This window comes from Hyphomonas sp. (assembly GCF_036964145.1).
Lineage (GTDB): Bacteria > Pseudomonadota > Alphaproteobacteria > Caulobacterales > Hyphomonadaceae > Hyphomonas.
This window is the reverse complement of the sequence record NZ_JBALUC010000003.1, coordinates 12,153-30,734: the sequence shown is the minus strand read 5'-3', so window position 1 is coordinate 30,734 and position 18,582 is coordinate 12,153. Positions and strand designations below refer to the sequence as shown.

Sequence of the window (18,582 nt, the reverse complement as noted above, 5' to 3'; positions counted from 1 at the left end):
CAACGAAGGTGCTGATACGCCTATCAGCGCTGCATTCTAACGTGAGGGTTCTTTGGGGATTCAAGGGTGTCGCGAGCGTGTGGTGCAAGTTAGACACTCTTAATCTGAGGATGAGTTGGCAGTCTGTCAGGGCTTCGAGTTGCGTAGAGGAAAGGAGAAGCAACGCTATGACAGAGACAAATAGAAGTGGAGAGGAGCTTCGACCCAAATCAAACCTCCCAACCCCGACCGAATGGATGAACACGGATGAAACCGCTGACCATCTCGGCCTCAAACCGAAGACCCTGGTCAATATGCGTTCGCTGGGAACAGGCCCGGTTTATCACAAGATCGGCGCCAAGGTCTGGTATCGCGGCAAGGACATCATCGCTTACACCAATGGACGTAGGTTCATGGGGACAGGCCTTCGCGATGAGTCGTAGAATCGCGTTGTTAGGCATGGGATGCGGGCTAGGCCTCATGGTCTCCGCCAGCATTATCAACCGGTCCGACTTCATCTGGAACCGGACGGAAAGCATGCCCAAGGGCCTTTACTTTGTTGACCGGTCGGCGCGAATTTCGACAGGCGATCTGGTAGCGTTTGCGCCCTCGGATGAGGTTCGACATTGGCTGAACGATGAGGGAATTGTTGGCTCCGACTGGCCCTTGTTGAAGCATGTTGCGGGCCGATCCGGTGACGAGATTTGCAGATGCGATACGCAGGTCTCCATCAACGGGATCACATCTGTTGATGCGCTCAAAGTAACCGAGTCCGGCAGCGCCCTTCCCGTCTGGCAGGGCTGTCAGACCCTCAAAGCCGGCGACGTTTTCCTGCTCAACTCTCATCCCCTGTCAGTCGATGGACGATACTTCGGCGTTCAGGACGGCGCGCGCATCATTGGCGTCGCCAGGTCCATATGGACTTATGGCAACCGGTCGGCTGAGGATCAGGCGACCGTCAAAGCGATAGATAGCGGGACGGGAATGGCTTCTGTGTCCCGGAGGGCAAGATTAAGGGAGTGTCACCCAGCGACACATAACCCATTGTCTGCACATCCTTTTTCATGTGACCCGGCGCCGGAAGCCGGGTGCACGGATTTGCAATCCGCTGCACGCTTGGAGCCGTGAGCGACGATTTCGACTTCGTTCCCCGCCTTGGGAAGATCAGGTCGAAGGGTAAGGCAAAGACCCAGCTGAAGCGGCTGAAACGCGTCGTCGCGAAAGGGCGGCTCTCGACGCGCGGCCGCAGTTCTCTGCCGCCTGGCGCTGTGCGTCATGCTGGGCGTGGAAAAGTACAGGCCGCCCTTGCCCGGCACTGGTCCAACCAGCGGGCCCGGCGCGTTGTCGTCAAGGTCCATATTGCGCGGGCGGGTCCAACGGGCGCGGCGAGTTTTGCAAAGCATGTCGCCTACATCCGCCGCAAAGGTGCCGGGCGCGAGGGAGAACGTGGAAAACTCTATGACCGGAGTGTCGATGAAGCCGATGTAATGGCGTTCAATGATCGGGCCGACGAGGACAAGCGGCAGTTCAGGCTGATCGTCTCTCCGGAAGATGCCGAGCAGATGAAGGATCTGACGCAGTTCACGCGGGAGTTCATGAGCCAGGTCGAGAAGGATCTCGGCCGCCGGCTCGATTGGGTGGCCGCCAATCATCACGACACGGGCCAGCCGCACGTTCATATCGTGATCCGCGGCGGCAATGCGCGGGGTGGAGAGCTGCTGATTGATCGCAAGTACATCACGCAGGGATTTCGGGCGCGGGCGCAGGAGCTGGTGACGCTCGAGCTAGGACAGCGGCGGCTGCGGGAAATGGCAGCTGCGAGGTCGAACGAAGCCGAACGTGAGGCGCTCACGGCGATCGATCATGACATTGCGCGTTCGTTGAGTGATGGACGTTACGCGCCGCAGAGTGAACTTGGCGGATTGTCGAGGTTCGATGGCGCGGTCGTTAATCGCCGTCTTCGGTTTCTTCGGACACTCGAACTTGCGGCACGGCAGGAGGACGGTCACTGGGCGATGCAGGAAGGTTGGCAGGAGACGCTTCGGGCTCTTGGCAGGCGTGGGGACATCATTCGGTCACTTTCCAACATTCAGGGCCGGAAGATCGATACGGCGCGTCTGCATGCCCTGCCCCGTGATCTGGATACCGCTGGCGAAATCCTCGGACGGCTTGCCGCTACTCTACCGGGTGATGAACTACGGAATGGTACGACGGCACTGATCGAAGGCCTCGATGGTCGGGTCTGGTCAGTCGAGATGACCGAACAGGAAGCGGTTCAGTTGCCGAAGCCGGGCGGGATTGTTTCGGTGGGGCGGAAAGCAATTGAGCCGAAGCCTGCGGACAGGACGATTGCGGCGATCGCTGAGCGAAACGGCTGCGCGTACTCGGAGGAGCTGCACGCAGCTACCGATCCATCAAGTTCGTCAGCGTTCCGGCTCGCTCACAAGCGGCGGTTGGAGGCGTTGAGAAGGCTCGGTGTTGTCGAACGGAATGCGGATGAAAGCTGGACCGTCCCGAGAAACTTCGAAGAGCGTGCGTTGCAGGCCGATGCGAGAAAGCAAGGTCTAGCTGTCGATGTTCCGTCCTGGTTGCCGATTGAAGCGCTTGTTGAACGACATGCAGAGACGTGGCTGGATCGGATGGATACCGAGGTGTTGGAAGGCGCAGCAGGTCCATTCGCGGACGAACTTCGAACGTCGCTCAGTATTCGAAAGGATTGGTTGCGGAGCAATGGATACTCACTTGATTATAACGGACAGCTGACACGGGAAGACGCAGAGCGTCTCAGGAGACACGAACTTACAAAAGCGGCGATAGCAGAACGCGCCCGCGTTGAGCTACCCTTTGCGTATCCGGACAACTGGGATCAATTTTCAGGGACTTATTCGCGGCATGTCGATCTGGCTCAAGGCCGATTTGCTGTGATTGAAGGAAAAGACGGCTTTGTGCTTGTTCCGGCATCCGGCCAGAAATTGAATTGGGTCGGCAGATGGGTCGAGCTCAACCGTTCGCGTGCTTCAATTCAATGGTCCTTAGGCAGGTCTAGGATACGTGAATCATGATGGCGCAAAAAGAAAACCTAGACTTGAGTGAAGACTCTCCCTCTTGGTATAAAGCTAACGACCCTAAATTGATAAACTCCATAGGCGTTTGCAGCGCTAGGCGCTTGAATTTAAGCTCGCACTATGCGCCGTGAGTATAAGCGGGCGATTTGCCCAGCACCCGCCTTGAGTCTTCTGTAAAGGAGGTGCATTGAATTTCTCAGACGTGAACGCCTTCAAGGATATGCTCGCTCTGCTTGCACCGGGCTTCATTATCCTTATGGTTCAGGAGGCTCACAAAGTCGGGCCAAGAGACAGTCTGCAGCAAAGGCTCTTTAGCTACGCCGTCGCCTCTACTGCATACTTCGCAGCCATCGCCCCAATTGTTCGCCACGCGGGCGAGGTCCTAAGCGTGCCTGTTCTTTGGGCGCAGGTTTCTGAATACGCTGTACTACCAGCTATCCTAGGCGTCATCCTGGCGGTGTGTCGGTCGAGACGGTGGCTGGACAGAATTTCGCGTTTGCTGAAATTGCCGCCGATTCATCATATTCCGACTGCCTGGGACTGGGCGTTTCCCCTGCAACGTAGCGGAGTGTTTATTATAGCGACTCTGGAGAATGGGGACCGCTTTGCAGGGCCATGGTCTCCGGCCGCTTTTGCGTCTTCGACAAGCGGGGAACGCGACTTGTACATCCCAGAGGTATGGGACGCAAAGGAACAAGGCCCGTGGGAGCGGTTTGAACCAAAACGCGCCATCTTGCTCTGCGGAAAGGACATTAAGACCATCGAGTTTTTCAATGCAGGAGAAAGCAATGACGAAGAAACCACGTCCGGCACCACACCTTGAAAAGAAGGGTTACACAGCACCGCCGCCACAACCCCATAAGGTCAATGGCGGCTATCAAGGCCCAGGTCAGACCACCAATGAAACCAAGCCGCCATCAGGAGGTGGCGGAGGCAGTCAGTCATCTGGCAGCAAAAAATAAGACCATTGGCTTTCGATTCTGGACCAGACTAGATGTTTCGCTTCGTACACACAGCTGACGTTCATCTCGACTCGCCTCTGAAGTCGTTGGCTCTGCGCGACCCCGACCTGGCGGAGATGGTTGGCGTGGCGACTCGGACAGCTTTCCGCCGGGTCGTCGACTTGTGCCTTACCGAGCAGGTCGATGCATTTATCGTCGCGGGAGATCTGTATGACGGCTCACTGCGAAGCATGAAGACGGCGCGCTACTTCGGTGAGGAAATGCGCCGGCTCACGGAGGCCGGAATTCCTGCGTTTATAATTCGGGGCAATCACGACGCGGAATCCATCATCACACGCGAATTGACCCTCCCAGAGGGCGTGCATGTTTTCAAGAAAACAGATGAGCCGGTCGCTCTGAAAGACGGCGCGGTCGCGGTTCACGGCGTGAGCTTTGAGGAGCCGCACGCGCCGAATTCGCTGCTTTCCCGGTATCAGCCGGGGACACCCGGCGTCATTGATATCGGGGCGATGCACACCAGCCTGGATGGATCGCCGAACCATGACGTGTATGCGCCGTGCTCCACCACGGATCTCGCGGCCCACGGGTATGCTTACTGGGCGCTTGGTCACATCCACAAGCGCAGCGTGACCACGCATGACGACTGCACCATCGTTATGCCCGGTATTCCTCAAGGCAGGCACATGAACGAGGACGGCGTAAAATCGATAAGCCTGACGACGATTACGGAAACCGGAGACTGTACAGTCGAAGAAAAATACGTCGCGCCTGTTCGTTTCGAGCGGCAGTCGCTTGATGTGTCTCAAATTGGAGATTGGCCGGAGCTTATTGGGCTTACAAAGGACGCCTTCAACTCATTGCGCGACGGTCCGATTGCCGACCAAGACGTCATTGTGCGGTTGACCTGTATCGGGGCCGGAGAGTTCGCGCGCAAAATGCGTCACGACCGTGAAAGGCTGGAAGAAGAGCTACGGTCCGCCGCGTCTCGGGTCGGGCGCGTTCATTTAGAACAGGTCGTTTTTGACTCCGCCGTTTCGCAAGTGGTGAAGGACAACCGGGTTTCTGAACTCTCAGCCATTGTTCGAGGCGGTCAAATCGACCTCGCTCAGATCGCGTTGCGGATTGGAGACGATGTACAGCAATTGATTCAGAAACTGCCAGGCGAACTTCGCGCGCGGTTCGATCCTGCAGAAAATGACGGTCTGATCCAAAACCTTTCCGAAGAGGGTGTTTCAGATCTGCTGGCGCAAATAGAGGGAGAAAGCTGAGACATGCGCTTTAGGGCTCTCCATCTGACGCGGTTTGGCTGCTTTACAAACGAGTCGATCGACTTCGGCGGCGTCAGTGACGCGCCTGATTTTCACATCGTCTATGGCGACAATGAAGCCGGGAAGTCTACTCTTCGCGACGCCATCACAAGTTTTCTATACGGCATTCCCGCCCGCACAGAGTACGACTTTATCCATGACTACAAAGCGCTTCAAATTGGAGCCGAGCTCGACACGAGCGCCGGTCCGCTTTCAGCCGTTCGGGTCAAGGCGAACAGAGACTCGCTACGCTCGCCCGAAAGCGCCGTTTTGTCAGAAGATAGTCTAAAGCGGGAGATGCTGGGCCTCGTCGAGACGGACTTCATCAACCTGTTCTCGCTCGACTTGCAGTCCCTCTTGAACGGCGGGGCGGATATTCTGCAGGCGAAAGGCGATCTTGGGGCTCTGCTGTTCGCAGGCGCCTCGGGACTTTCCTCCGTCACTTCGACATTGGAGCGCGCCCGCGAGCAGGCAAAAGGGTTCTTCAAGCCGAGAGCGACGTCTACTGAGCTGGCCCAATCGCTGAAGCGGCTCAAGGACATTGATGGGGAACTGAAAACCCTCGACGTCCATGCGCCGGAATATCGGCGCATGAAGCAGAACGTCGGAGAAGCGAAAAGCGCCTACGAAGCGGCCGCCGACGAACAAAAACAACGCCGCGCTGCATATGAGAGAGACAATGCGGTTCTACAAGCGATTGAACCATGGCGCGATCTTCAGGAGCGTAAAGACCGCTTGGAGGCGTTGGGTCCTCTTCCGCCAGCCGATGATGCAGCGCTTGAGCGCGCACGCCAGTTAGAAGCCGAGCTGAAGGCGTTGACCGATGCCAAAGAGTCACTGGAGGCGCGCCTAAAACGTTCAAAGGATGAGCTTGATGATTTGAAGCCGCCGCCTCATCAGGAGAAACTGACAAGCGGGCTTGAAGCTTTGATCGCCGACGATCTTGAGACACGCGCTCGCGCAGCGGCGCTCGATTTGCCGAGCCGGCGTGATGACTTGAAATCGCTTGATCGGGACGTCGCCGGCTATCTTACACGGCTTGGTGAGCAAAAAGATGCGAAGCCCGAAGCACTGGTCGTTTCGAAAGCCGACGCCGCCAACATCAGGGCGCTTGCTGAGAGGGGTGAAAAACTCTCTGAAGAGCATGAACGGGCCCTCGCCGAGCATGAGAAGGCGGCATCTGATCTCACCGTTGCCAACGATGAACTCTCTGCGCTGACCGAACCCGTGGATACCGCCTCTTTGGATGACGCGATCACTTCTTATCGGTCCGACCTCGACGCAGCCAGACTTGAGGAATTGGAAACAGACATTGAGGCCTCTAAGAGAAATCTCGATCGCGCGCTGGTGGGTCTGGCGCCCTGGAGCGGTACGCCTGAAGACTTAGACGGACTGACGCCTCCGTCCGCTTCCGATCTCGATGATGTCCAAGGCCGGCATGATAAACTGACGGCTGATCTTGAACGATTTGAGTCTGAGCGCCGCAATCTCAACCGGAGTATCGAAAGCGACACTGCGCAACTTGATGAAATAGAGACCGATCCGGAAATCGTTTCAGACGATGCGGCTGCCAAGCTGTTGAAGGTGCGGGACGGTCTTTGGTCCGATCATCGCCGCGCCATTGAGCAGGGTGTCGTCAATGAGATTCAAGTCAGCGCGATCGCTTTTGAAGCCGCCATGGGCAAAAACGATGTCGCCGTAGCAAAGCGCATGGCGCACGCTTCGCAGATCGGACAAATCAAAGAACGCCGGCTCAAGCAAAAGGGCGCGATCGCTGAACGCGAGGCCGTCGATAAAGCGATTGAAGAAGTGACTGATCAACTGACGGCCTTGGACGACGAGCTTGCGCGACTCGCCGAAACTACGGGTCTGCCAGAGTCGATCAGCGCCTCGGCTTTTATGGCGTGGCGCGCAGCGTGGGAAGACGCACAACAGGCATTGACGACTTATCAGGACCGTTGCGCCGCGTTCGAGAAAAAGCAAAAACGCTTCAAGACCGCCGCTTCCGCACTCAGAAAAGAACTGAACTCCGTTGGTGTGGAGCATTCAGGCGCCGACGAAACGGTTCTGGCTGCAGCCCTTAGAACACTGGATAATCTGCGCAAGAGCGCCGAAGCGTACAGGATTGCGAAGGCCGAACATGACACATTGGCGAAACAGCAAGTTCGACGCGCCGAAACGGTTGAAAAGGCAAAGACATCTTCTGATGAATGGGAAAAGGAGTGGGACCGCACACTCAACGCATTCTCGTTTGCGCAAGGTCTTCCGGCCGCGATCAAGGCGAGGCTGGACGATCTCGCCAGTCTTTCCACCATTCTGGATGAAAGAAATAAATTAGCGCGCCGTGTTGCGCTGATGGAAACGAGTAAAACAAATTTCGCGGACGCCCTCGTCCAGCTTTCCTCAGATACCGGGATTGGAGATAGGAACGCGCCTGCGTTTGATTTGCTCGATACACTGAAATCTGAAGCAAAAGCCCTGGACGTAAGGACTGCACAGAGGCTGAAGCTTTCCAAGCAGGTCGATGAGAACAAGGAAGAATTGGAGGAGACGGTTCGCAAACTCGCCGCGCTTGACAAAGAGGCAGTTGCGCTTTGCGAGCGGTCGAAAGCGGCAGACATCCCGCACTGTATCGAGACACTTAATTCGGCGACCGCAGCGAGAACGCTTGCTGACGAGATTGGCGAGCGCCGCCGGCGATTGTCCAATCTCCTCGCCACCGATTCCGAAACCGAATGGTCGCAGATGCTAGCGCCGCTGCTGGACTCGATGGACGCGCTGGCCACGGCAGAAGCGGAGCTAAGAGGCGATCAGACACAAATTGAGATTGAAGAGACCCGCGTGCGGGAGCTTTATTCGGAGTGGAAAGCCGCCGAGCGGGCGCAGGACGGTGTCAACGATAATGAGTCGGCTGCGCGACTTCAGCAGGACAGGGCGACGCTTCTTGCTGAGATCGAACAAGGCGCGCGTCACTATATCAGCTTGAAAGCAGGCGCTTTGATCGTGGACGAAGCGGTTCGGCTTTTCAGGGATCAGCACAGGGGCGCCATGTTGAAGGCCGCCAGTGAGGCGTTTTCAAAGATAACCCGTGGGCGGTATCCGAGACTGGTCACAGTGACCGCGGACGACCGGGAGACACTGGTCGCTGAACGCGATGACAAGACAACGCTTTCAGCAGACAAGCTATCCACGGGCACGCGGGCGCAGCTGTACCTGGCCCTTCGAATCGCTGGCCACGCCGAATATGCGAAGTCTCAGACGCCGCTGCCGTTCATTGCAGACGACATCCTCGAAGCGTTCGATAATCACCGTGCGAAGGAAACGCTGACGCTCTTGTCCAGCATGGCGGAGTCCGGTCAGGTCATATACCTCACGCATCATGAGCATCTGGTCGATATGGCCCGCACTGTCGCGTCTGATCGCTGCAAGATCCACAGATTGAACTCGAAGGCCACCGGTGAAGCGTTGGCGGCCGAGTAACGCCCAGCACTCTATCGCGGCCTTACCAGGAGTCGTCGCATAGTCTCGACGTGACTGCGTCCAGCTTGCCGAGTGTCCAGCCTCGGTCTGCCGCGACGCACATGAGCTCGTACAGGAACAGCGTGTTCTTGTTCAGCTTGGCGACACCGCCGCAGAGTGCGCGCGCCTCTGTCTTTGCAGACTCCAATTCCCCATCAGCAACGTCGGAGAAAATCGATCCCTGGATATCGTTGTGCCAAACGGCCATTTTCGACCCAACAAAATCAGTATCCGGGAAATCAGATAGTCCGTCTTCGCCCGCCCATTTGAACAGGGCGTTGTTTAAGGCCTTATGGTCTTCGCGAGCGCCTTCCTTGCAGTTGCTGTCCCCATCGAATATCAGGAAAGTAGGGATTTCCATTGCCTCTGCTAACAGGCAGCACCGCAGTAGGTCCGACTTCCCATTGACCGGCACGATCGAAACGCCGCGTCGGCGAAACTCCTTTTCGAGCCCGGTTGCATAAATCCACGCTGTGAGGACGACCTGATCTTCGATGCCTTCAACGAGGACAAGCTTGTCTGTGAAAAGCATCTCACTCAGCGCTGGTTGTAACGTTGTGTCGAGACGCGCCCGCAGACCCTTGGGAGGCTGCGGGGCCTTTCCTACTATCTCCGCTTCGCGATCCGCCAGTTGCTGGTAGACGGCGGCGCAGCTGTAGGCTTGGTCAGCCGCGTTTCGTCGGATCGCCCGGACGTTTTCGAAACCACGACCAGAGACGAAGTATGGGCTATGCGTCGCCGCCAAGACCTGTGCGTTGCCATCCGAGAGCTGCTGTAGGACATGGGCGAGGTGTTTCGCCTGAGGCGGATGCTGATAAAGTTCAGGCTCTTCAATCCCCAGGACGAGCGTTGAAATGTTCTTGTCTCCGAGCGTCGCCAGCTCCTGCAAGAGGCTGATAAGATAAGAGCGCTGCAGGCCATGACCGATGCGCGCCAAGCTGCCTTCGAAGCCTTGCTCGCCCGTTTTCAGGCGCGCGGCCGGCTCTTCGATTTTGAACTTTGCAGGATCCTGATACCAGGCGATTGAGACCGTGGCGCGCGGATTGCCCCAGTCTTGCAGGCGTTCTTGCAGGGACGAGGACAGCTCGCTCAGAGCGCCATTCTCCGCTTCGATCAGTTTTTGGTACTGGGCCAAAGTCGAATTTCGTAAATCCTCAATCTGATCGCCGAATTCGACTTTGGACCGAACCGCTCGATCAAGCAGCTTGGAGAAGGCGGTATTCTTGCTCTCCAATTCCTCGGTCGCCGCGTCCTTCACGGCGGGCACGTAGACCCATTGAATGTGTTTCTCCAGAAGATTAGCGCCTTTCGAAAATCCGTAGAATTGCGATTCGCTCTCCAGTTCTTCGCAGAGGTCGGGATGGCTTTGTTCAAAACTGTTAAGCGCTTCCTGCCCGGCCGCCGCGCTCGACCATTTCGGCAGTTCGGTGAATGAGCCTTAGAGGTCTTCATAAACCGCTTTCTTGTCTTTCGCGCTTTGGGCTTCGAAGAACGGCCTGAACTTTCCGATCCCCATACGCGATCCGTACTGCCGAATGCCGGCGCCACTTTCCGAGAATTCAGCACGCGCTGTAACGATCAGCTTATTGCCGCGCACATAGTGCTTAAAATCTTCCCGGGCTTCGTCGGAAAGATCGCCAAACGTGACCTTGATTTCGATCGGTTCGGACGTGTCCTTTTGAAAGAAGTCTTCATCTGCCAGATTCCTGACGTCGGTCGCGTTTCCATCCTGATAGCCGAAAAAGACGTTCAGCGCGGCCAAAACTGTGGACTTACCAACGCCATTGGCCCCGACCAAGCAGGTATAGTCGTCAAAATGGATCGTGCAGTCTTTGAACGCGCGAAAGTTTTTAATGCCGACGCTTTCAATTCTCATCTGGCCGAGTCCTTCGCCAACATCTTTGACCGCATTACGCTCTTCTCGCCAGATTCAGATTGTATTGGAATGAGGTCAAACGAAGTAATTTCATTTGGCTTTTTATACTCGCAGTATTTCTTTGTAAGAGAATTCACTTCACGCTTCGCTTTGACAGATTAATCTCGCTCAGAAATGCTCAACGAGGTGTTTTTGAACCTCGGCTATGCGGATGCCGAGAGGCGATCTCACCGCTTTCGAACATTAGAGTGCAGATTGTTTGAACGGTCAAAGACCCATTTATCGTGCAATTTTAGGGGCAATTTGTAATCTCATTGTGTCTGCTTCTGACGAATCGGCCATCCCCGCTGACGACAACTTCTGCGATGAGAGTGTCACAACTGACCACTTAGAACTCCCCAGAAGTCCCCTCGCAATTCCAAGCCGGAATGGCATTATTGCGCCTCGCAGTGGCGGAGGAAACAAACCATTACCCCCACAAAATTTCTTCTCGGTCAGTTTATTCTGACGCTTTTGCTGATCACCTGTTCGGTGTGGGTGGCGACGCAATGGGTGGCAGGCGTTTTGGATCATCAGCCACGTTTGGGTGGTCCATGGTTCGAGCTTGCGGGTCAGCCTGTCTACAAGCCGTGGCGGCTATTCCAGTGGTGGTATGCCTATGATGCTTATGCTCCGGACGTGTTTGCGCGTGCAGGTTTGATTGCCTCGCTCGGTGGGATAGCCGGCATCGTGATGGCGATCATCGCGTCGCTGTGGCGGGCAAGACGTGAGAAGAATGCGACGACTTATGGCTCGGCGCGCTGGTCATCGGTTCGGGATGTTCGGCGATCTGGTCTGCTTGGTTCGTCAGGTGTGGTGCTCGGACGGTTCAAAGGCCGGTATGTTCGACATGCAGGCGCCGAGCATGTCATGGCCTTTGCGCCGACCCGGTCCGGCAAGGGTGTCGGGTTGGTTATCCCTACCCTTCTTTCCTGGACAGGCAATGCGATCATTCATGACATCAAGGGAGAGAACTGGGCACTGACGTCGAAGTGGCGATCGGACTTCTCTCAATGCGTTCGCTTCGATCCGACGGATTTGTCGAGTTCGCGGTTCAACCCATTGCTTGAAGTGCGGCTTGGTGTGCATGAGGTCCGCGACGCGCAGAATGTGGCGGACATACTCGTCGATCCGGATGGCTCCCTCGAGCGGCGAAGCCATTGGGACAAGACAGCTCACTCTCTGCTGGTCGGTGCCATCCTGCATGTTCTTTACGCCGAAGATGACAAATCACTCGCGGGCGTCGCGACGCTGCTCTCTGATCCGGCCCGGCCGATCGATGACACGCTGGAGCGCATGCTTGAAGCGAACCATCTGGGGAGCCGTGACCGGCCATTGACGCATCCAGTTGTGGCGGAAGCGGCGCGTGAGCTCCTGAACAAGTCGGAGAATGAAAAGTCGTCGGTCGTGTCGACGGCGATTTCATTCTTGGGGCTCTACCGCGATCCGGTCGTCCAGCGCGCAACTTCCGGCTCGGACTGGAAGATCGAGGACCTGTTTCGCGGCGAAAGTCCTGCGTCCTTGTATCTGGTGGTTCCGCCGTCTGACCTGTCACGGACGAAGCCGTTGATGCGGTTGATCCTCAATCAGATTGCACGGCGGCTTTGCGAAGAGCTTCCAGATGGACAAAACTGCCGGCAGACGCTGCTGATGCTCGATGAATTTCCTGCGCTCGGGCGGCTCGACTTCTTCGAGAGTTCGCTCGCCTTCATGGCAGGCTACGGCATTCGAGCTTTTCTGATCGCTCAGTCTCTGAACCAGGTCGAGAAGGCCTATGGGCAGAACAATTCAATTCTCGACAATTGCCATGTCCGGATTGCATTCGCGACGAATGACGAGCGCACGGCCAAGCGTATTTCCGACATGCTCGGCACTACAACGGAGCAGCGAAACCAGAAGAATTATACCGGGCACCGGCTCGCGCCCTGGCTCAGCCATGTCATGGTCTCCCAGCAGGAAACCCAACGGCCGCTGCTCACACCCGGCGAGGTGATGCAGATGCCGGCGGATGACGCACTGATCTTTCTGGCCAGCCATCCGCCGATCCGGGCGAAGAAGCTCCGCTACTATGAAGATCGCAACTTCACAGAGCGGGTGGGCGCATTGCCGATTGCCGCTGCCGGCGGGGATACATCGCGATCTGGCGGTTATCACCAATCTGGACCATCGCCCTCGGACGGTAATTCCGGCGGGCTGGCGCGAGCGGTGGGACCGGACATCGGCAATGAGGATGAGATCTCGCAGGATATTGCGAGTGAGGAAGAGCGCGCGCCGCAACAGCGGGGCGGCATACAGGACCAGATCGCGCGCTACTACCTTCAAGTTCAGGAAAATGGCGGACGGGAGCTTTAGGAGATGGCGCGCAATCCAAGGCTTCATATCCGCGTTTCCGAGACGAACCATCGCAAGGTGAAGCAGTTCTCTGCCGAACATGGTGTCCATGTCGGCAGCCTGATCGACGAGGCACTGACGCTACTGTTCACGCCGCCTGAAGACCGGCCCGATGCGGCGATCATCCAGCGGCTGGAACGGATCGAAGACCAGATCGAGAAGTTAGAGACAGGCACCGCCTTTCAAACGGACCTTCTAATCGAGTTCATATTCGAATGGTTGCGGCAGCGGCCTGGCAAGAGCCCGTTCGAGACGCCGGCGGATGCGGCGCGCGCAAGAATTGAGTTGGAAGCGCTGACGAAGCGCGTCGTCGAGCGCTCCAACCCGCACATCTGGAATTAGGATGCATGCCTCCTCGAAGCACTGAACTGCATGGTCTAGGCGCTCACTTGCCTCAGAATACGAAAGACAATCTTTCCGAACGTCGAAAACTGTTCCGAGTCGGTACCTTCTCTTAGCTTCAGCGGGATCATGTCGCGGAATTCAGTTTCGTCTTGCGGCAAGTGCGCCAGAAGCGTCTCAAGCATGACTTTTCGAAGCAAACCGCGTTCAGGCGGAACTTCGGGCATGCTTGGCTTAATCGTGTCCTCGCGCAGCCGGATCAAAACGTCTCGGGCTTCACTTCGTGACATTCGCCGATCCTGAGCCGGCGCCTCTTCGAGCACCGTATCGTCTGGGTCGAGATACTCCGAATCTTCTTCTTGCTCCGCACCATCCTGATAGGAGATGTCTTCTTCCACAGATGGAGGTGACCGGCGCTCGGGCGACATCGGTCTTTGTCTTTGAGCAATCCTGCGGGCTTTTTCGTCCTCGATCGCATCAATTATCCGGGAGAGCTCCCGGCCCGGCTCCTGGAACCAATCGGTCGACCAGATGCGCTCAATTCTCCAGCCTAGGCCCTCTAATATATCCTGGCGGAGCCTATCCCGGTCACGGGCCGATTTACTCGAATGATAGCTCGCTCCGTCACATTCAATGCCGATCAAATAAGTCTGTGGTGCCTCAGGGTCTTTCACAGCCAGATCCAGGAAAAATCCATCCACTCCTAGCTGTGCGACGACCTCATAACCCTTTAGACGCAGCGCCTCAGCAACCGCTATCTCAAAATCACTGTCAGGTTCCCGGCCACTTCCCACGGGCACGACCCTGCCAGGCAGGATGCCGGTTTCCGAATATTCGAGGAAGCCGCTCAATGCCTTGACGCCAAGCTTTGAGCTTTCACCCACAAGCACCTCGGATGCCTTCATCGAAGAGAAGACAATCATGCGTTCTCGTGCCCTGCTGAAAAGGACGTTTAGTCTGCGATGGCCGTGTTCGAGATTGATCGGGCCGAAGCGCTGATAGACCTTCCCGGTCTCAGGACTCGGCCCGTAGGTCATGGACAACAACACCACATCGCGCTCATCCCCCTGCACATTCTCCAAGTTCTTTACGTCGAACGGCTCTCCCCTGCTGGAATCCTCTTCAGCTCTGACAATGGAAACGTCGTTTCGGGTCTGCTCGTCGATGTACTGTCTGATCCGGTCTCGCTGGGCTGAATTCATCGCAACGACGATCAATGACTGCTCGGGGCGGGCTCGCATGTGTTGTATCGCGGCCTTCGCCACTGTGCGCGCTTCTTCATCATTTACGCCGCGGTCGAACCTGCCCGTGGGTACGTAATTGAAGTCTATTCCCAAACGATCACCTGTATTGTTTGGCGTGGGATAGACGATCAGTTTGTTGTCGTAGAACCACGAGTTTGAGAACGCGATGAGGCTCTCGTGCCGCGACCGATAATGCCATCGAAGCATGCGGCTATCGAACTTTGACGCAGCAAGAGAGAGGATACTCTCTTCCTTCTCGCCTACAACTTCCTCGTCGTAGTCTTCGGTTCCGTCGCCCTCCAGACCGATCTTGTTGAAGAAATTCGTGGGCGGCAATTGCTTGTCATCCCCAACGACAACCAACTGCTTTCCTCTCGCCACCGCAGACAAGGCATCCTCGGGGCGCATCTGCGAGGCTTCATCCATTATGACAACGTCAAACTGAAGGCCGCCGGGTTTCAGGTATTGAGCAACTGAAAGCGGGCCCATCATGAAACACGGCTTCAGTGCCTGAATTGCATTTCCGGACCTGTCCATCAAATTGCGAATGGACATCCGAGGCCGCTGTAGACCCCACTGATGCGACAACAGAGCCATTTCGGTGAGATCGCCAACCCGCGCCGACGATCTACCCGGAGGTGGTCGCCTGCTATGTGCCTTGGCTGCGATTTCTGACCGCCTCGCCTCCATAATGCTCTCGTCAAGCGCACGAAAGATCTTCCGCTCCTGGTCCCTCTCGCTTCCGTTCTTTTCATGCAGCGGCGGAGAGGCCTTGAATACCGCTTGAGCCGAGCTGCGATAGGCGCAGTATCGCCAAACACCTGCGAGATCTTCAAAGAGCGGATAGCCTTCTTCAGCAGCTCGTATGAGCGGTGCTGTTGCGGCATCCAGAGCTGCCTTCCGATACCGAGCATAGCGAATCCAGGTTGGCAGATTATCGAGACGATTTAGCTGGCGGTGCACCCTCGCCATCTCATCTTCTATTGAAAGCCAGTCTGCGTCGGTGTTCCGCCCGAGTGTTGTGTCAACAGAGTGCCGCGCACGAACTAATCCGTTTGCAGCCTCGCCGGTCTTTTGAATTATCTCAATCGCAGCTTCAGGCGTACCGCCTTCTTCAGCCGTCAATAGCGGTCGAAATTCATCAGGAGCGAAGGCGTAAACCAATCCAGTCCAGAAGTCAGATTGATAGCTTTCCATAACGGAGCTACCGCCGAGATCCGTTGCCCATTGAAGCTCCGCCTTAGGCGAATTCAGCTCTATGCTGGCAACACGCTCTATCGAACGGAAGTCTTGCGAAAGAAGCCAGTCTGCGAGCCTGTCTGCTTCTGCATCTCCCGAAAGCGCCTTTCTTGCACGTCGTCTCCAGCTGACGATTTCGTCGAGAACGGCAAACTCAGTATCTATGCCATCGAAGAGCTGGTCGAATAGACGCTTTCCCGCCTTGTCCGTTGCCAAGGCCTCCCTCCGTTGCAGCAGGCCAGCCAATTCGGCTAAGCGAAGTGCCCAGACATCCGGCTTCTCTGACGAAAAGTTTCCTCCAAGAGACACGATGGCGGATTTGGCTTCCTTCCAGGACTTCGAAAAGAAGCGCGCAATCGGGGAAATTGTAGCAAGGTTTGAACTGTGCAAAAGAAGGTCGGCGTCACCGATATGGGATGTTCGCGCACGAAGGAGATGCTCCTCGATGGCATCGAAGCCTGCGCTTAACTCCTCCGCTTCCGATCGAAGTCTTGCCAGCTGGACATCTGCATCCGGCTCATCCATTTCAGGCTTGCTGTAGTTTAGCCAGGCCATTGGCGCCGTCTTCCCGACTTCGCAGAGATCCACAATGCGGCGCAGCATCTTCCATGAAGGACTGACACGGAGCGAGAGGTGATCAGCGAGTGCGTCGAAGTCTTTCGTGGCACCCACTATTCGCGCTCTCGACGTGGTAACGATCTTGGTCGACTCCCACATATTCAGAACGCGTTCCGGACTGACCCCTTGCAGGCTCAATCCGTAGTCTGAGTCTAATTGAGCCAAGAGCCCGTCAAATTTTTTGAGTGCCGTGGCAAATGCGTTCAATTGGCCTTCAATGAGGGGCCTGTCGCTTTCTAGAAGGCTGAGGTTGCCCGCTCCATACCAAGGGCTGGCGCTGATCGGCTCGTCGGAGGAGACTTCTTTCGCCGTCTTGGCCAGATCCGTCAGCAAATCCTCTCGCGCTTCGATATCAATCGGGGTGTCCCTCAGCGTGCTGAGTCCCTTCGACACGAGTTCGGGCAAACGCAATCGGTCCACAGTTCTGGCGGTTTCACCGATTGTCAAAGTGTGTCGCCCGGCACCAAGCAGCAGATCAGCAACAGAGCTTCCAGCCGATGTGTTTGCGCTTACTGCTGTAACATAGTCGTTCAAGCTTTGTCGGACGTTCGCCGCCTTCTCCTTGAGCTTCGACAGATCACTCCTCACTCGCGGTTGGTGCGATTCAAAACGCGTCCGGAGCGCTTCCAGAAGCGCTTTCTTTTGCGTCTTGTGACTGTGGAGTTCGAGACAGTACGGGTCAAAACCAAGTCCCGATAGTCGTCGCTCCACGACCTGCAAGGCTGCCAGTTTCTCGGCAACAAACAAAACGGACTTGCCCTCGCTGACGAGCGCGGCAATCAAGTTTGTAATCGTTTGTGACTTTCCGGTCCCTGGAGGACCCTGAACCACCAGGTTCTTTCCTTCAAGAACCAGACGGATCGCTTCGAGCTGTGAGCTATCGGCGCGGTCAATGAGCGGGACTTCCATCTCCTGTGAAATGGTTTGTTCGGAGACTTCGTAACTTATCGCTCCTGTCGGAATTGCATCTTCCAACATTGCACCAAGCAAGGATCTAACGAGTTCGTTCTTCGCGAAAATCCCTCGACCGGGCCAATTTGAAGGATCGAGGTCATTATAAAGTAGCAGTCGCCCCAATTGCGAAATGAGGCTCAAGAATATCTGGCGCCGAACCACCCAATCACGGTTTTCCCCGATCGCTTCCTTGACGGCATCAAAATATTCCTCGAGTGCGGTTCCATCCTCATACTCGGGAAGAGAGATTCCGAAGTCGGCTTCAAGTTTCTGACGGAGTGCGAGATTGATCTGAACATCGTCGCCATTTGCTTGCAGCTTGTATGCTCTTGGCCCTCGCCGGACTTCAGGGCGAACAAGTTCCACTGGCAACAATATCAGCGGCGCAAGCTGCGTCTTACTTTCCGCGGTCTCTCGCCACTCAAGGAAGCCAAATCCCAAGAATAGCATGTTCGAGCCGGTTTCATTGATCGCGGATCTTGCGTCCTGCGCGAGCTTCCTGACGGCTGACTCCAGGGAGTCGTACCATTCCAGTGTCTGAAGTTTCTGGTCTCGATGGACTGACCTTCTACTCCCTTCCCCCGGATCAGAAGGAAGGTCGAATTCTGGAATAATGCCTTTGTGCTTCGCCCAATCCCTTTTCGGAATATCACGCCGCTTCGCTGCGCTGACATCTGATGCATCTTCGGTCAGCTCTTCACTCGTCAGCATGAACTCTTCGGGAGGCTTCGTAGCCGCTTCCCAATTATCGAGTTCTGCCTGAGTTGGCTCGGGAAGCGGGAGGAAGGAAAAGTTTCTTCCGTCAATCAGGGACGAAAACACCTGATCAGGGAGTTCGTCGATCAGTCGAAGCGTTCGTTTGGTGAATTTGAAGTTCAACAGCGGATTGCGAAGCGACAAATCGAGGAGCTTCAATCGCAACTTTTCGATCGTCGACGCAATCGTGGCGAGCTGGTCCGCGTTGGAATCTGATTGGGTTCTGCGGGCCTGGCTCGCCTCCATTTCGAATCCTCTGATAGCGGCAATGCAAAAAGTGCATTAGCACAT

11 protein-coding genes are annotated in these 18,582 nt (G+C 56.1%); 8 read left to right on the top strand and 3 right to left on the bottom strand.

Annotated features, from left to right (window positions below; all coding sequences use genetic code 11):
• Positions 1 to 167: 167 nt before the first annotated feature.
• From V7660_RS09845 to V7660_RS09820, 6 genes are all read left to right on the top strand, one after another.
• Positions 168 to 422, top strand: coding sequence for a helix-turn-helix transcriptional regulator (locus tag V7660_RS09845; protein WP_013301514.1), 255 nt, complete (start codon positions 168 to 170; stop codon positions 420 to 422).
• Positions 379 to 1,107, top strand: a complete 729-nt coding sequence (locus V7660_RS17265) for a S26 family signal peptidase (RefSeq protein ID WP_442910041.1) — start codon at positions 379 to 381, stop codon at positions 1,105 to 1,107. The genes V7660_RS09845 and V7660_RS17265 overlap by 44 nt, the downstream gene beginning before the upstream one ends.
• Positions 1,104 to 3,041 (top strand): DUF3363 domain-containing protein, encoded by a 1,938-nt coding sequence (locus V7660_RS09835; RefSeq protein WP_335602902.1) that lies wholly within the window; start codon positions 1,104 to 1,106, stop codon positions 3,039 to 3,041. Before V7660_RS17265 ends, V7660_RS09835 begins: the two co-directional genes overlap by 4 nt.
• 190 nt (positions 3,042 to 3,231) lie before the next feature.
• Positions 3,232 to 3,867: a DUF6338 family protein gene (locus V7660_RS09830; protein WP_335602901.1), complete on the top strand. Its 636-nt coding sequence runs from the start codon at positions 3,232 to 3,234 to the stop codon at positions 3,865 to 3,867.
• A gap of 171 nt (positions 3,868 to 4,038) precedes the next feature.
• Positions 4,039 to 5,274 carry a metallophosphoesterase family protein gene (locus V7660_RS09825; protein WP_335602900.1) on the top strand — a complete coding sequence of 412 codons (1,236 nt, stop codon included), beginning with the start codon at positions 4,039 to 4,041 and terminating at the stop codon, positions 5,272 to 5,274.
• Between the two features lie 3 nt (positions 5,275 to 5,277).
• Complete coding sequence (locus tag V7660_RS09820) at positions 5,278 to 8,793, top strand: AAA family ATPase (RefSeq protein ID WP_335602899.1); 3,516 nt, start codon at positions 5,278 to 5,280, stop codon at positions 8,791 to 8,793.
• A gap of 22 nt (positions 8,794 to 8,815) precedes the next feature.
• On the opposite strand, the gene V7660_RS09815 is transcribed toward V7660_RS09820, so the two are convergent.
• Together V7660_RS09815 and V7660_RS09810 are read right to left on the bottom strand one after the other, a co-directional pair.
• Positions 8,816 to 10,174 carry an ATP-dependent nuclease gene (locus tag V7660_RS09815; protein ID WP_335603311.1) on the bottom strand — a complete coding sequence of 453 codons (1,359 nt, stop codon included), beginning with the start codon at positions 10,172 to 10,174 and terminating at the stop codon, positions 8,816 to 8,818.
• A 96-nt stretch (positions 10,175 to 10,270) separates the two neighbouring features.
• Positions 10,271 to 10,708, bottom strand: coding sequence for an ATP-dependent nuclease (locus V7660_RS09810; RefSeq protein WP_335602898.1), 438 nt, complete (start codon positions 10,706 to 10,708; stop codon positions 10,271 to 10,273).
• 468 nt (positions 10,709 to 11,176) lie between these two features.
• Here V7660_RS09810 and traG point away from each other — a divergent pair, with 468 nt between their 5' ends.
• Both traG and V7660_RS09800 read left to right on the top strand, forming a co-directional pair.
• Positions 11,177 to 13,099 (top strand): IncP-type conjugal transfer protein TraG, encoded by a 1,923-nt coding sequence (traG, locus tag V7660_RS09805; protein ID WP_442910045.1) that lies wholly within the window; start codon positions 11,177 to 11,179, stop codon positions 13,097 to 13,099.
• A gap of 3 nt (positions 13,100 to 13,102) precedes the next feature.
• Positions 13,103 to 13,480 carry a hypothetical protein gene (locus V7660_RS09800; RefSeq protein ID WP_335602897.1) on the top strand — a complete coding sequence of 126 codons (378 nt, stop codon included), beginning with the start codon at positions 13,103 to 13,105 and terminating at the stop codon, positions 13,478 to 13,480.
• Positions 13,481 to 13,515: 35 nt separating this feature from the next.
• Here the strand turns inward: V7660_RS09800 and V7660_RS09795 are convergent, their stop codons facing one another.
• Positions 13,516 to 18,450 carry a DUF4011 domain-containing protein gene (locus V7660_RS09795; RefSeq protein WP_335602896.1) on the bottom strand — a complete coding sequence of 1,645 codons (4,935 nt, stop codon included), beginning with the start codon at positions 18,448 to 18,450 and terminating at the stop codon, positions 13,516 to 13,518.
• Positions 18,451 to 18,582 lie beyond the last annotated feature (132 nt).